Annotated in this window: 14 protein-coding genes; 13 read left to right on the plus strand and 1 reads right to left on the minus strand. The window is 66.7% G+C overall.

The features are described from left to right. Window positions 1-48 precede the first annotated feature (48 nt). From flhF to VQ065_RS12490, 13 genes are all read left to right on the plus strand, one after another. Complete coding sequence (gene flhF, locus VQ065_RS12430) at window positions 49-1,338, plus strand: flagellar biosynthesis protein FlhF (protein ID WP_003087102.1); 1,290 nt, start codon at window positions 49-51, stop codon at window positions 1,336-1,338. A 138-nt stretch (window positions 1,339-1,476) separates the two neighbouring features. Then, a complete protein-coding gene (gene fleN / locus VQ065_RS12435) occupies window positions 1,477-2,319 on the plus strand; it encodes a flagellar synthesis regulator FleN (protein WP_003083064.1) in 843 nt (280 codons plus the stop codon). Further along, window positions 2,316-3,059 carry an RNA polymerase sigma factor FliA gene (gene fliA, locus VQ065_RS12440; protein WP_003083070.1) on the plus strand — a complete coding sequence of 248 codons (744 nt, stop codon included), beginning with the start codon at window positions 2,316-2,318 and terminating at the stop codon, window positions 3,057-3,059. Before fleN ends, fliA begins: the two co-directional genes overlap by 4 nt. Before the next feature lie 101 nt (window positions 3,060-3,160). Next, the gene (locus VQ065_RS12445) at window positions 3,161-3,535 is read left to right on the plus strand and encodes a chemotaxis response regulator CheY (protein ID WP_003083073.1); all 375 of its coding nucleotides are present in this window, start codon (window positions 3,161-3,163) and stop codon (window positions 3,533-3,535) included. A gap of 19 nt (window positions 3,536-3,554) precedes the next feature. Continuing rightward, a complete protein-coding gene (locus VQ065_RS12450) occupies window positions 3,555-4,343 on the plus strand; it encodes a protein phosphatase CheZ (RefSeq protein WP_003083075.1) in 789 nt (262 codons plus the stop codon). A 200-nt stretch (window positions 4,344-4,543) separates the two neighbouring features. Next, window positions 4,544-6,805 (plus strand): chemotaxis protein CheA, encoded by a 2,262-nt coding sequence (locus VQ065_RS12455; protein WP_023098690.1) that lies wholly within the window; start codon window positions 4,544-4,546, stop codon window positions 6,803-6,805. A gap of 53 nt (window positions 6,806-6,858) precedes the next feature. Beyond that, window positions 6,859-7,965: a protein-glutamate methylesterase/protein-glutamine glutaminase gene (locus tag VQ065_RS12460; RefSeq protein WP_003087115.1), complete on the plus strand. Its 1,107-nt coding sequence runs from the start codon at window positions 6,859-6,861 to the stop codon at window positions 7,963-7,965. Between the two features lie 88 nt (window positions 7,966-8,053). Beyond that, a complete protein-coding gene (locus VQ065_RS12465; RefSeq protein WP_003083089.1) occupies window positions 8,054-8,794 on the plus strand; it encodes a flagellar motor protein in 741 nt (246 codons plus the stop codon). Window positions 8,795-8,806: 12 nt separating this feature from the next. Then, complete coding sequence (gene motD / locus VQ065_RS12470) at window positions 8,807-9,697, plus strand: flagellar motor protein MotD (RefSeq protein WP_003083090.1); 891 nt, start codon at window positions 8,807-8,809, stop codon at window positions 9,695-9,697. A gap of 94 nt (window positions 9,698-9,791) precedes the next feature. After that, window positions 9,792-10,580: a ParA family protein gene (locus VQ065_RS12475; RefSeq protein WP_003083092.1), complete on the plus strand. Its 789-nt coding sequence runs from the start codon at window positions 9,792-9,794 to the stop codon at window positions 10,578-10,580. A gap of 91 nt (window positions 10,581-10,671) precedes the next feature. Next, window positions 10,672-11,562: a CheW domain-containing protein gene (locus tag VQ065_RS12480; RefSeq protein WP_003087116.1), complete on the plus strand. Its 891-nt coding sequence runs from the start codon at window positions 10,672-10,674 to the stop codon at window positions 11,560-11,562. Between the two features lie 45 nt (window positions 11,563-11,607). Next, window positions 11,608-12,087, plus strand: a complete 480-nt coding sequence (locus VQ065_RS12485) for a chemotaxis protein CheW (RefSeq protein ID WP_003083098.1) — start codon at window positions 11,608-11,610, stop codon at window positions 12,085-12,087. Window positions 12,088-12,117: 30 nt separating this feature from the next. Continuing rightward, the gene (locus tag VQ065_RS12490) at window positions 12,118-12,525 is read left to right on the plus strand and encodes a DUF2802 domain-containing protein (protein WP_003083101.1); all 408 of its coding nucleotides are present in this window, start codon (window positions 12,118-12,120) and stop codon (window positions 12,523-12,525) included. 27 nt (window positions 12,526-12,552) lie between these two features. On the opposite strand, the gene VQ065_RS12495 is transcribed toward VQ065_RS12490, so the two are convergent. Beyond that, window positions 12,553-13,239: a glutathione S-transferase family protein gene (locus tag VQ065_RS12495; protein WP_003087121.1), complete on the minus strand. Its 687-nt coding sequence runs from the start codon at window positions 13,237-13,239 to the stop codon at window positions 12,553-12,555. Window positions 13,240-13,273: the final 34 nt, after the last annotated feature.

Raw genomic sequence — 13,273 nt, forward strand, 5'->3', positions numbered from 1 at the left:
GGCAACCTGAGGTTGCCGGCAAGACTACTGAACTGAGGGGTTCGGGCAATGCAAGTCAAACGCTTCTTCGCCGCCGATATGCGTCAGGCCATGAAACTGGTCCGCGACGAACTGGGTCCGGACGCCGCGATTCTCGGCAACCGCCGGGTCGCCGGCGGCATCGAGCTGACCGCGGCGCTGGATTACCAGGCCCCGCCGGCGCCGAGCAAGCCCAACCCGGCGCTGGAAGTGGAGCTGCGCAAGACCCAGGCGCGGATCGCCGAGGCGCGCGCCGAATTGACGGCGCGTCCGGCGGAAAACCAGCGCAAGGACCGTCAATTGTTCGCCGAGGAGAAGCCGGCGCGTCCGTCCCTGGCCGAGTCCATGACGGCGGCGCAGGCCAAGCCCCAGGCGGGCGGCCAGACCCTCGAGGCAATGCGTTTCGAACTGAACGGCCTGCGCGAGCTGATCGAGGTACAACTGGGTTCCATCGCCTGGGGCCAGTTGCAGCACCAGCGTCCGCAGCAGGCCAATCTCTGGCGGCGCCTGCAGCGCATGGGCTTGCCGGCGGAGCTGAGCAAGCCGTTGCTGGAGCGGGTCGCCGCGGTGGGCGATACGCGCCAGGCCTGGCGCATGCTGTTGGCGCACCTGTCGCGTGCCGTGCAGACCCCCGAGCAGGACCCGCTCGACGCGGGCGGCGTACTGGCCCTGGTCGGCCCGGCAGGCGCCGGCAAGACCACCACCCTGGCGAAGATGGCCGCGCGCTACGTCCTCAAGTACGGCGCCCAGAGCCTGGCGCTGGTGAGCATGGACAGCTACCGGATCGGCGCCCAGGAGCAGATCAAGACCCTCGGTCGGATCCTCAACGTACCGGTGACCCTGGTCGATCCCGGCCAGTCGCTGATCCAGGCCCTGGCGCCGCTGGCGCGCAAACGCATGGTGCTGATCGATACCGCCGGCCTGCCGGCCAGCGACCCGGCATTGCGCATGCAGCTCGAGGCACTGGCGTCGCCGAGCCTGAACGTGAAGAATTACCTGGTGATGGCCACCACCAGCCAGAGCCAGGTGCTCAAGTCGGCCTACCAGACCTATCGGCACTGCGGGCTGGCGGGTTGCATCCTGACTAAGCTGGACGAGGCGGGCAGCCTCGGTGAATCGATGGCGCTGGCTATCGCCCAGCGTCTCCCGGTAGCCTATCTGGCGGATGGGCCGCGGATTCCGGACGACCTGCAGGTGGCGCGCAGTCACCAACTGGTCAGCCGGGCGGTGAGCCTGCAGGCACCGGAAGAGCCCAGCGAGGACGCCATGGCCGAGATGTTCGCCGGGCTCTACCAGCAACCGGCGCGGCGTGCCGGCTGAGGACGTGGGAAGAACCGCGCGTGGCGCGGGTGACGGAAGCGAAGGTGGCTTCCGCCGGGCCGGGAACGATGGCGCATCGTTCCCGCCAATACCGGAGAGCGCTGGAAGGGGCGTTCCGGGAAGACGACAACACAAGGTATGAAGCAGATGGGTAGCATGCATCCCGTACAGGTGATCGCAGTAACTGGCGGCAAGGGCGGCGTCGGCAAGACCAATGTGTCGGTGAACCTGGCACTGGCTCTGGCCGATCTCGGCCGTCGCGTCATGCTGCTGGATGCCGACCTCGGCCTGGCCAACGTCGACGTCCTGCTGGGACTCACGCCCAAGCGCACCCTGGCCGACGTGATCGAGGGACGCTGCGAACTGCGCGATGTCCTCCTTCTCGGTCCCGGCGGCGTGCGCATCGTTCCCGCGGCCTCCGGCACGCAGAGCATGGTGCACCTCTCGCCCATGCAGCATGCGGGGCTGATCCAGGCGTTCAGCGATATCAGCGACAACCTCGATGTCCTGGTCGTCGACACCGCCGCCGGAATCGGCGATTCAGTGGTCAGTTTCGTCCGCGCCGCGCAGGAGGTGCTGCTGGTCGTCTGCGACGAGCCGACCTCGATCACCGATGCCTACGCCCTGATCAAGCTGCTCAACCGCGACCACGGTATGACCCGCTTCCGGGTCCTGGCCAACATGGCCCACAGCCCGCAGGAAGGACGCAACCTGTTCGCCAAACTGACCAAGGTCACTGACCGTTTCCTCGACGTCGCACTACAGTATGTAGGTGTCATCCCTTACGACGAGTCGGTACGCAAGGCCGTGCAGAAACAGCGAGCCGTATACGAGGCATTCCCCCGCTCGAAGGCGTCCCTGGCCTTCAAGGCGGTCGCGCAGAAGGTCGACAGCTGGCCGCTGCCGGCCAACCCGCGCGGGCACCTGGAGTTCTTCGTCGAACGACTGGTCCAACACCCCGCGACAGGTTCGGCCGTATGACAGCGGCCTCTGGAGTGCGTATGTATAGCAAGGCGCAAGCGCAGAACTCCCAGGAGCAACTGATCCAGCGTTACGCACCACTGGTCAAGCGCATCGCCTATCACCTGCTCGGCCGCCTGCCGGCCAGCGTGCAGGTGGAGGACCTGATGCAGGCCGGCATGATCGGCCTGCTCGAGGCCGCGAAGAAATACGACGCCGGCAAGGGCGCCAGCTTCGAGACCTATGCCGGCATCCGCATCCGCGGGGCCATGCTCGACGAGGTCCGCAAGGGCGACTGGGCGCCGCGTTCGGTGCACCGCAACACGCGCATGGTGACCGACGCGATCCGCGCGATCGAGGCGAGAACCGGACGCGACGCTAAAGATCACGAAGTTGCTGCCGAACTCCAATTGAGCCTCGAAGATTACTACGGCATCCTCAGCGACACGCAGGGCAGCCGCCTGTACAGCTTCGACGACCTGTTGCAGGACGGCGAACATGGATTGCCGGAAGACACCAGCCTCAGTCACAACGAACCGATCCACGGCCTGCTCGACGAACGTTTCCAGGCGGCCCTGGCGGATGCCATCGCCAAGTTGCCGGAGCGCGAGCGCCTGGTGCTGGCGTTGTATTACGACGAGGAACTCAACCTCAAGGAGATCGGCGAGGTACTGGGCGTCAGCGAATCGCGGGTCAGCCAGTTGCACAGCCAGTGCGCCGCGCGTTTGCGTGCGCGCCTGGCCGATTGGCGGTCGGCCTGAACCGGCCTCGACCGCAGCTTGTAACCGTTAACGCAAAAGAATGTGTGGCGCGTCCCCTGGGGCGCGCTCTGGTCTGTACGGAGGTTTACTTGGACAAGAACATGAAAATTCTCATCGTGGACGACTTTTCCACGATGAGACGCATCATCAAGAACCTCTTGCGGGACTTGGGCTTCACCAATACCGCCGAGGCCGACGACGGCACCACGGCGCTGCCGATGCTGCACAGCGGCAATTTCGACTTTCTCGTCACCGACTGGAACATGCCGGGCATGACCGGCATCGATCTGCTGCGCGCGGTTCGCGCCGACGAGCGCCTCAAGCACCTGCCGGTGCTGATGGTCACCGCCGAGGCCAAGCGCGACCAGATCATCGAAGCGGCCCAGGCCGGGGTCAACGGCTATGTGGTCAAACCCTTCACCGCTCAGGTCCTGAAGGAAAAGATCGAGAAGATTTTCGAGCGGGTCAACGGCTGAAGCCGGCCAAGAGGGTGTCATGGTGCTTGGTAACGATTCCACGGGCGACGAATTCGAATCGACCCTGAAAAAACACGCGCGCGAACTGGTGGACTGTCTCGAACGGGGGCACTTCCAGCAGGCGGTGCAATTGATCCAGGAGCTCAGCCAGGCCAGGGACCGTGGCCTCTACCAGGAAGTGGGCAAGCTGACCCGCGAACTGCACAACGCCATCGTCGATTTCCAGATCGACCCGCATTCCCCCCACGCGCAGGAAATGTCGCAGATTGCCGATGCCACCGATCGTCTTTCCTACGTGGTGGAAATGACCGAGAAGGCCGCCAACCGGACCATGGACCTGGTGGAGCAGAGCGCCCCGCTGGTCAACCAACTGGGCGACGATTCGCGGGAGCTGCACCAGGAGTGGCAACGCTTCATGCGCCGGGAAATCGACGCCGACGGCTTCCGCGAGCTGGCCAAGCGCATCGAACAGTTCCTCGTGCGCAGCGGCGAGAACGCCGGCCAGTTGTCCTCGCAGCTCAATGACATCCTGCTGGCGCAGGATTACCAGGACCTGACCGGCCAGGTGATCAAGCGTGTCACCAAGCTGGTCACCGAGGTCGAGAGCAACCTCGTGAAGCTGGTCTGGATGGCCGGCCAGGTGGACCGTTACGCCGGAATCGAGCACGACCACGTGAGCATGCGCCATCAGGCCGCGCTGGAGCGTTCGGCCAAGGGCGAGGGGCCGCAGGTCGCCGCGGAAAAACGAGAGGATGTGGTGTCCGGGCAGGATGACGTGGACGATCTGCTGTCCAGCCTGGGTTTCTGACCCGCCCGGCTCAAGACTGCGGCATCGCTGCCGTTAAGTAAGCATTGAACGCTGGCATCCGCGGGCTGCCGGCACAGCCTTCGTCATGCCGGTGATCCCGGCGGGCGGGCTGAAGTCGGTCCGGAAAGCCGGGCCGGTATTTCCGGCAGGACAGCGGTCCTGCCGATCCTTTCGAGTAACACGTCTCTGGGAGCAGCCGAATGAGCTTCGACGCCGATGAAGAAATCCTCCAGGACTTCCTGGTTGAGGCCGGCGAGATTCTCGAGCAATTGTCCGAGCAACTGGTCGAGCTGGAGAGCCGGCCGGACGACATGGACCTGCTCAATGCCATTTTCCGTGGGTTCCATACGGTCAAGGGCGGTGCCGGCTTCCTCCAGCTGAACGCGCTGGTGGAATGCTGCCACATTGCGGAAAACGTCTTCGATATCCTGCGCAAGGGCGAGCGGCGCGTCAGCTCCGAACTGATGGATGTGGTGCTGCAGGCGCTGGATACGGTCAACGCGATGTTCGACCAGGTGCGCGAGCAGTCCGAACCGACCCCGGCGACGCCCGAACTGCTGGCGGCCCTTGCCCGCCTGGCCGAGCCCGAGGGCGCCGCGCCCGCGGAACCTGTGCAAGCGCCGCCAGCGGCCGTTCCGCCAGCCGAGCCTGCGGCGCCGCCGGAAGCGCCCGCGCAGAGTGGCTCCAGCGATATCACCGACGACGAGTTCGAGCAGTTGCTGGATGCTCTCCAGGGCGACGAAGCGCCGGCCTCCGCCGTTGCAGAAGCGTCCGCGGCTCCCGCTGGCGACGAGATCAGCGACGCCGAGTTCGAGGCGTTGCTCGACCAGTTGCACGGCAAGGGCAAGTTCGTCCCGCCGGCGGTCTCGGCCGAGCCTGCGCAAGTCCCCGCCGAGGCGGTCGAGCCGGCCGCGGCTGCCGCTGGTGACGATATCAGCGACGACGAGTTCGAGGCGCTGCTCGACGAACTGCACGGCAAGGGCAAGTTCGGCGATGTCCCGGAAGCCGCCGGCACACCCGCCGCACCGGCTGCCGCGGCTCCAGCGGCTGCGCCGGCGGAGCCGGGCAAGGCGCCGGCCGCCGCGGGCGGCGATGAGATCAGCGACGACGAGTTCGAGTCGCTGCTCGACGAACTGCACGGCAAGGGCAAGTTCAACGGCGCCTCCGAGGCCGTGGCGGCCGCCGCGGCGGTAGCCAAGAACATCGCGGCGAAGAGTCCCGCGGCGAAACCGGTCGCTCCGGCCAAGGCCGCCGCCGCGCGTCCGGCGGCGCCCGACAGGCCGGCGGCGAGCGAGGCGGAGACCACCGTGCGGGTGGATACGGCGCGTCTCGACGAGATCATGAACATGGTCGGCGAGCTGGTGCTGGTGCGTAACCGCCTGGTGCGCCTGGGCCTGAACAGTGGCGACGAGGCCATGGCCAAGGCCGTGGCCAACCTCGACGTGGTCACCGGCGACCTGCAGATGTCGGTGATGAAGACCCGCATGCAGCCGATCAAGAAGGTCTTCGGCCGCTTCCCACGTCTGGTTCGCGACCTGGCGCGGAACATGAAGAAAGAGATCAACCTGGAGCTGGTGGGCGAAGAGACCGACCTCGACAAGAACCTGGTCGAGGCCCTCGCCGATCCGCTGGTGCACCTGGTGCGCAACGCCGTCGACCACGGCATCGAGAGTCCGGAGGAGCGCGAGGCCGCCGGCAAGCCGCGGGTCGGCCAGGTGGTGCTGTCGGCGGAGCAGGAGGGCGACCACATCCTCCTGATGATCACCGACGACGGCAAGGGCATGGACGCCGAGGTGCTGCGCAACAAGGCGGTGGAGAAGGGCCTGCTGGAGCGCGACGCGGCGGACCGCCTGACCGACCTGGAGTGCTACAACCTGATCTTCGCCCCGGGTTTCTCGACCAAGACCGAGATTTCCGACGTGTCCGGCCGCGGCGTCGGCATGGACGTGGTGAAGACCAAGATTTCCCAGCTCAACGGCACGGTCAACGTGTTCTCGCAGAAGGGGTCCGGCTCGAAGATCGTCATCAAGGTGCCGCTGACCCTGGCGATCATGCCTACCCTTATGGTGATGCTGGGCAGCCAGGCGTTCGCCTTCCCGCTGGTCAACGTCAACGAAATCTTCCATCTTGACCTGTCGCGCACCAATGTCGTGGATGGCCAGGAAGTGGTGATCGTCCGCGACAAGGCCTTGCCGCTGTTCTACCTCAAGCGCTGGCTGGTGCCGAGCGCGGCCCACGAGGAGCAGGGCGAGGGGCACGTGGTGATCCTGTCGGTCGGCACCCAGCGCATCGGTTTCGTCGTCGACCAGTTGGTGGGACAAGAAGAAGTGGTGATCAAGCCACTCGGCAAGATGTTGCAGGGCACCCCCGGCATGGCGGGCGCCACCATCACCGGGGACGGGCGCATCGCCCTGATCCTCGATGTGCCGAGCATGCTCAAGCGTTACGCACGGCGCATCTGACGCCGCGTATGGGTTTCCGGCGGCGCAGGAGCGTCGCCCTCTGAGGAGTAGCTATGGCAGTCAAAGTCCTGGTGGTGGACGATTCGGGGTTCTTCCGCCGCCGTGTCTCGGAGATTCTCTCCGCCGATGGACAGATCCAGGTGGTCGGCACCGCCACCAATGGCCGCGAGGCCATCGAGCAGGCGCTGGCCCTGAGACCCGATGTGATCACCATGGATTACGAGATGCCGCTGATGGACGGCATCACCGCGGTACGCAACATCATGCAGCGTTGCCCGACCCCGGTCCTGATGTTCTCCTCGCTGACCCACGAGGGCGCGCGGGTGACCCTGGATGCGCTGGACGCCGGAGCGGTCGACTACCTGCCGAAGAATTTCGAGGACATCTCGCGCAACCCGGACAAGGTCCGCCAGTTGCTTTGCGAGAAGGTCCTGACCATCGCCCGTAGCAATCGTCGCTCGATCAGCCTGCCGCCGCTGCCTTCGGCCACCTCGTCCAGCCATGCGCCGGCGTCGTCCTCCAGCCTCGGCGCGAGCGCGCGTGCCAGTGCCGGCGCGTCGCCGGCCCCGGCGTCGACCTCGGCGGCGCCGAAGCGCAAGGCCTACCGGCTGGTCGCGATCGGTACCTCCACCGGTGGACCGGTTGCCTTGCAGCGGGTGCTGACCCAGTTGCCGGCCAACTTCCCGGCGCCGCTGGTGCTGATCCAGCACATGCCGGCGGCCTTCACCAAGGCTTTCGCCGAGCGCCTCGACAAGCTGTGCCGGATCAGCGTCAAGGAAGCAGAGGACGGCGACATCCTGCGTCCCGGCCTGGCGCTGCTGGCGCCGGGCGGCAAGCAGATGATGGTCGACGGCCGCGGCACGGTGCGCATCCTCCCCGGCGACGAACGCCTGAACTACAAGCCCTGCGTCGACGTGACCTTCGGCTCGGCGGCCAAGGCCTACAACGACAAGGTTCTGGCGGTGGTCCTCACCGGCATGGGCGCCGACGGACGCGAGGGCGCGCGCCTGCTCAAGCAGGGCGGCAGCCAGGTGTGGGCGCAGGACGAGGCCAGTTGCGTGATCTACGGGATGCCGATGGCCGTGGTCAAGGCCAACCTGGCGGACGCGGTGTACGGGCTCGACGACATCGGCCGGCACCTGGTCGAGGCGTGCCAGTAAGCGTGCGTGCAGGAATGAGGAGACTGCCTTCGATGGCCACCCACGTGACGACCTGCGCGCGCCTTCGCCGAGCCGAGGGGACGCACTGATGGATGTGCTCAGCCTGGTCGGGATCATCCTGGCGTTCGTCGCCATCGTCGGCGGCAACTTCCTCGAGGGCGGCCACGCCGGAGCCCTGCTCAACGGTCCGGCGGCGCTGATCGTGATCGGCGGCACCCTGGCCGCGGCGCTGTTGCAGACCCCGGTGAACGTGCTCAAGCGCGGCCTGGGCATGCTCGGCTGGGTGTTCTTCCCGCCGCGCGAGGATCTTTCCGGGGGAATCGACCGGATCGTCTCCTGGAGCATGACCGCGCGCAAGGAAGGCCTGCTCGGCCTGGAGAGCATCGCCGATGCGGAGCCCGATCCCTATGCGCGCAAGGGCCTGCAACTGCTGGTGGACGGCGCCGAGCCAGAAGTCATCCGCAGCATCCTCGAGGTCGACCTGTTCACCCAGGAAAGCCGCGACTTGCAGGCCGCCAAGGTGTTCGAGAGCATGGGCGGCTATGCGCCGACCATCGGCATCATCGGCGCGGTAATGGGCCTGATCCATGTGATGGGCAACCTGGCCAACCCGGCGCAGCTCGGCAGCGGCATCGCCGTGGCCTTCGTCGCCACCATCTATGGCGTCGGCTTCGCCAACCTGCTCCTGCTGCCGATCGGCAACAAGCTGAAAACCCTGGTGCTGCGCCAGTCGCGCTACCGCGAGATGCTCCTGGAGGGCCTGCTGTCCATCGCCGAGGGCGAGAACCCGCGTTCCATCGAGTTGAAGCTGCAAGGCTTCATGGACTGACCGGAGCCGAGCATGCAGCGTCGCCGTCGCCACCAGGAGGAACACGAGAACCACGAACGCTGGCTGGTTTCCTATGCCGATTTCATCACCCTGTTGTTCGCCTTCTTCGTGGTGATGTATTCGATTTCCTCGATCAACGAGGGCAAGTACAAGATCCTCTCGGAGACCCTCACCGGCGTGTTCAACCAGCCCGACCGCTCGTTGAAGCCGATTCCCATCGGCGACGAGCGGCCGCGCACCACCGAGCCGGAGCGCACCAGCGTCGAGGAGCAGCCCAGCGACAACGCGGCCAGCGCCGACTCGCTGGAGCGGATCGCCGACAGCGTGCGCGATGCCTTCGGCGACTTGATCGCCTCCGACCAGTTGAGCGTGCGCGGCAACGAGCTGTGGATCGAGATCACTCTCAATTCCAGCCTGCTGTTTCCCAGCGGTGATGCGCTGCCCAACGATGCCGCCTTCGATATCGTCGAGAAGGTCGCCAAGATCCTGGCGCCCTACAAGAACCCGATCCATGTCGAGGGCTTCACCGACGACGTGCCGATCCATAGCCCGCGCTATCCCACCAACTGGGAACTGTCGGCGGCGCGGGCGGCGAGCATCGTCCGCCTGCTCGGCAACGATGGGGTCGAGCCGTCGCGGATGGCTGCGGTGGGCTATGGTGAATTTCAACCGGTGGCAGACAATGCCAGCGCCGAAGGGCGGGCGAAGAACCGCCGGGTGGTGCTGGTGATCTCGCGCAACCTGGAGGTACGGCGCAGCGTCAGCGGGGTCGGCAGCGGCAAGGCGCAACCGGATTCGGCGCTCCGCCACGCAGGCTCGGCAGCTGGCACGCAAGCTGCAGATACTGGCGGTACGCCGGCGCCCGCGCCAGCAACCGTCAATTCCCCGTCGCCTTCGCCATGAGCGCGCGAAACATGGTTTGCGTACGGGCGCCGGGGCCGAACTGGCCAGTAGTGCGGCCCCAACCGGGTGGACCCATGCCAGGAAGAGTAGAGCAATGAAAGTCTGGGCAGTCGCCAATCAGAAAGGAGGGGTCGGCAAGACCACCTCGTCCATCGCCCTGGCCGGCCTGCTGGCGGATGCCGGCAAGCGCGTGGTCGTGGTCGACCTGGACCCCCACGGCTCGATGACCAGCTATTTCGGCTATGACCCGGACACCCTCGAGCACAGCGCCTTCGACCTGTTCCTGCACCAGGGCAACGTCCCCGAGGGGCTGCCGGCCTCGCTGCTGCGCAGCACCAGCAACGAACGCATCTCCCTGCTGCCGTCGAGTACCGCGCTGGCCACCCTGGAGCGCCAGTCGCCGGGCAAGAGCGGTCTCGGCCTGGTGGTCTCGAAAAGCCTGGCGCAGCTCTGGCAGGATTTCGACCATGCGATCATCGACAGCCCGCCGCTGCTCGGCGTGCTGATGGTCAATGCCCTGGCCGCCAGCCAGCACCTGGTGATTCCGGTGCAGACCGAGTTCCTCGCGGTGAAAGGGCTGGAGCGGATGGTCAACACCCTGGCGATGATCAACCGGTCGCGCAAACAGGCGTTGCCCTATACCATCGTACCTACGCTGTTCGATCGGCGGACCCAGGCTTCGCTGAGCACGCTGCGGATTCTCAACGAGAACTACCCGGACAACCTGTGGCAGGCGTTCATTCCCATCGATACCCGCCTGCGCGATGCCAGTCGGGCCGGGGTCACGCCGTCGCAACACGACGGTAAGAGTCGCGGGGTGATCGCCTACCGCGCCTTGCTCAAGCATCTGCTGGCGCAGCAGCCGGCCACCCGGGTGGCCTGATGGCGCGCCGGTCGCCGCGCCGACAGGCGCATTCAAGCCGCACCGGAGTGCGGCCGATAACCGTTGTAGACCCCTGTCGCGGAATACCCACATGAGCGCCGCCACCGCCACCCGTTCGCAACTGGCCTTGCAGTCCTACCTGGATGCGTTGCTCCAGGAGGCCACTTTCGAGGACCTGGAACCTCCCGTCGAGACGCCGCCAGCGCCTGCGCCCGCGCCGTTGAAGCCTGTCGCGCTGGCGGTCGCCGAAGTGGCGACACCGGCCCCGGCGCTGGAAACGCTGCCGGTCGACCACGGGTTCGACGAGTTCGAGGCCGCGGTGCTCGAGGAGCAGGTCCGCGATGCGCGCCTGGTTCCGCCGGCGCCGGCGGCCCTGCTCGACGAACCGACGACGTTGCGCGAGCTGCCGGTCGAGCCACGGCCCCACGAGGTCATCGAACTGCGCGTGCCGAGCGCCCCGGCGAGCGCCAGCGAGCCGGCGCTGCTCGACCTGCCGCTGCTCGACGACGGTCGTCCGGCCTGGGCGGCGGAGCCCTTCGAGTGCCTGCTGTTCGACGTCGCCGGGCTGACCCTGGCGGTGCCGCTGGTGTGCCTCGGCTCGATCTATCCGCTGGAGAACCAGGAACTGACCCCGTTGTTCGGCCAGCCCGACTGGTTCCTCGGCATCCTGCCGTCGCAGGCGGGCAACCTGAAGGTGCTGGACACCGCACGCTGGGTGATGCCCGAACGCTACCGCGACGACTATCGCGACGGCCTCAAGTACGTGATCTCGGTCCAGGGCTACGAGTGGGGGCTGGCGGTGCACCAGGTGAGCCGCTCGATCCGCCTCGACCCGGCCGAGGTGAAATGGCGCAGCCAGCGTAGCCAGCGGCCCTGGCTGGCCGGCACGGTCATCGAACACATGTGTGCGCTGCTGGATGTGGCGGCGCTCGCCGAACTGATCGCCAGCGGCGCCGTCAAGCGCCTGCACGGCGACCATTGATAGACAGCTTCCGCCGCTTGCGGCGGTTTTCGAGAGGTTAGGGGAATGAGCAAAGCCACCGCGCAAAGCGCCGAAGATCCGATCCTGCAGTGGGTCACCTTCCGCCTGGACAACGAGAGCTACGGCATCAACGTGATGCAGGTCCAGGAGGTGCTGCGCTACACCGAGATCGCCCCGGTGCCGGGCGCGCCGAGCTACGTGCTGGGCATCATCAACCTGCGCGGCAACGTGGTCACGGTGATCGACACCCGGCAGCGCTTCGGCCTGGACCCTGCGCCGGTCAGCGACAACACGCGGATCGTCATCATCGAGGCGGACAAGCAGGTGGTCGGCATCCTGGTCGACAGCGTCGCCGAGGTGGTCTACCTGAAGCAGTCGGAAATCGAGACCGCGCCGAACGTCGGTAACGAAGAATCGGCCAAGTTCATCCAGGGCGTCTGCAACAAGAACGGCGAGCTGCTGATCCTGGTCGAGCTGGACAAGATGATGACCGAGGAAGAATGGTCGGAGCTGGGCAGCATCTGATGCGTTCGACCGACACGAGGGCCTGCTGAGATGGAGGTCGTCGCGCTGGCACTGGCGCTCGCCGCCTGCCTCGGCCTGGCGGCGGCGTGCCTGTGGCTGCGCCGTGAATTGCGCCGCCTGCAAGCTGCGCTGGCGCAGCAGGCGGAGGAGGGCGCGGCGCGCGAGCGCCGGCTCAAGGAGCTGAGCAAGCGCATCGAGTCCTACCAGCAGGTCAACGTGCGCATGGGCGAGGCCTTGCAGGACCTGGGCAAGCAACTCGCGCCGCTTCCCGACCGGGTCGCGCGCCTGGAGCAGCGCGATCCGACCACGCTGTCGTTCAGCCAGGCCGCACGCCTGGTCGGGCTAGGCGCCAGCGCCGAAGACCTGACCCAGGCCTGCGGGCTGTCGCAGGCCGAGGCCGAGCTGGTGGCGCGCCTGCACGAAGCCAAGGGCAAGTGACGGCCACCGACCCGGCGCTGGCGCTTTTCAGGCGAGCAGGCGGCTCGCCACTTCTGCCAGTGTCACCTCTCCCCTGAACTCCCCGCAGCTCTGCGCCGGCAGGCGATCCTCGATGGCATGGGCGAAGCGCACCGCCGGGTCCTGCTCCAGCTTCTCCAGGTGTCGATGCAGGCGCGGAAAGTCGTGTTGCAGGTCGAAGTAGCCCAGCTCCCGTCCCCAACGAGCGGTACCCGCGAGGTAGGCGTCGGCCACGCTCGGCCCTTCGCCGGCCAGCCACTTGCGGTCGCCGAGCAGCTTGTCGATCCGGCCATAGGCTCGCGCCGCGCGCGCCAGCGCCCTTGCCGTCGTGGTTGCGTCGGCGTCCTGCAGATAGAACAGGGCCCCCCAGGCCGAATGGCATTCGGTATGCAGGAGAGCGAGGGCGAAGTTCAGTTCGTCGAACTCGGCGCTGCCCTGCGGATAGCCGAGCTTCCTGCACAGGTCGCGCGCCGCCAGGTGCTGGAGAATAGCCAGGCTTTCGCTGAGCGCGCGGCCGTCCTCCAGGAGCAGGGTGGGCGTCTGGCGAGCCGGGTTCAGGCGCACGTAGGTGCGCTCGCCGGTCTCCAGCGGCATCTCGATCCGACACAGGCGATAGGGGCGGCCAAGCCACTCGAGGGCCACGATCGAGCCGAAGGAACAGCCGTGGGGTACGCCATAAAACAGTACAGGTTCCATTTTCCATCTCCGTTCAGGTAACGCACGTTGCGCA

Origin of the sequence: Pseudomonas sp. KBN10P06128, from assembly GCF_037574945.1 — a bacterium.
GTDB lineage: Bacteria > Pseudomonadota > Gammaproteobacteria > Pseudomonadales > Pseudomonadaceae > Pseudomonas > Pseudomonas aeruginosa.

Coding starts and splice junctions, on each gene's coding strand:
- VQ065_RS12465 (WP_003083089.1), top strand. CDS start 8,054: ATGGATGTGCTCAGCCTGGTCGGGATCATCCTGGCGTTCGTCGCCATC.
- VQ065_RS12475 (WP_003083092.1), top strand. CDS start 9,792: ATGAAAGTCTGGGCAGTCGCCAATCAGAAAGGAGGGGTCGGCAAGACC.
- VQ065_RS12495 (WP_003087121.1), bottom strand. CDS start 13,239: ATGGAACCTGTACTGTTTTATGGCGTACCCCACGGCTGTTCCTTCGGC.
- VQ065_RS12445 (WP_003083073.1), top strand. CDS start 3,161: ATGAAAATTCTCATCGTGGACGACTTTTCCACGATGAGACGCATCATC.
- fliA (WP_003083070.1), top strand. CDS start 2,316: ATGACAGCGGCCTCTGGAGTGCGTATGTATAGCAAGGCGCAAGCGCAG.
- VQ065_RS12460 (WP_003087115.1), top strand. CDS start 6,859: ATGGCAGTCAAAGTCCTGGTGGTGGACGATTCGGGGTTCTTCCGCCGC.
- fleN (WP_003083064.1), top strand. CDS start 1,477: ATGAAGCAGATGGGTAGCATGCATCCCGTACAGGTGATCGCAGTAACT.
- motD (WP_003083090.1), top strand. CDS start 8,807: ATGCAGCGTCGCCGTCGCCACCAGGAGGAACACGAGAACCACGAACGC.
- VQ065_RS12450 (WP_003083075.1), top strand. CDS start 3,555: ATGGTGCTTGGTAACGATTCCACGGGCGACGAATTCGAATCGACCCTG.
- VQ065_RS12455 (WP_023098690.1), top strand. CDS start 4,544: ATGAGCTTCGACGCCGATGAAGAAATCCTCCAGGACTTCCTGGTTGAG.
- VQ065_RS12490 (WP_003083101.1), top strand. CDS start 12,118: ATGGAGGTCGTCGCGCTGGCACTGGCGCTCGCCGCCTGCCTCGGCCTG.
- VQ065_RS12480 (WP_003087116.1), top strand. CDS start 10,672: ATGAGCGCCGCCACCGCCACCCGTTCGCAACTGGCCTTGCAGTCCTAC.
- flhF (WP_003087102.1), top strand. CDS start 49: ATGCAAGTCAAACGCTTCTTCGCCGCCGATATGCGTCAGGCCATGAAA.
- VQ065_RS12485 (WP_003083098.1), top strand. CDS start 11,608: ATGAGCAAAGCCACCGCGCAAAGCGCCGAAGATCCGATCCTGCAGTGG.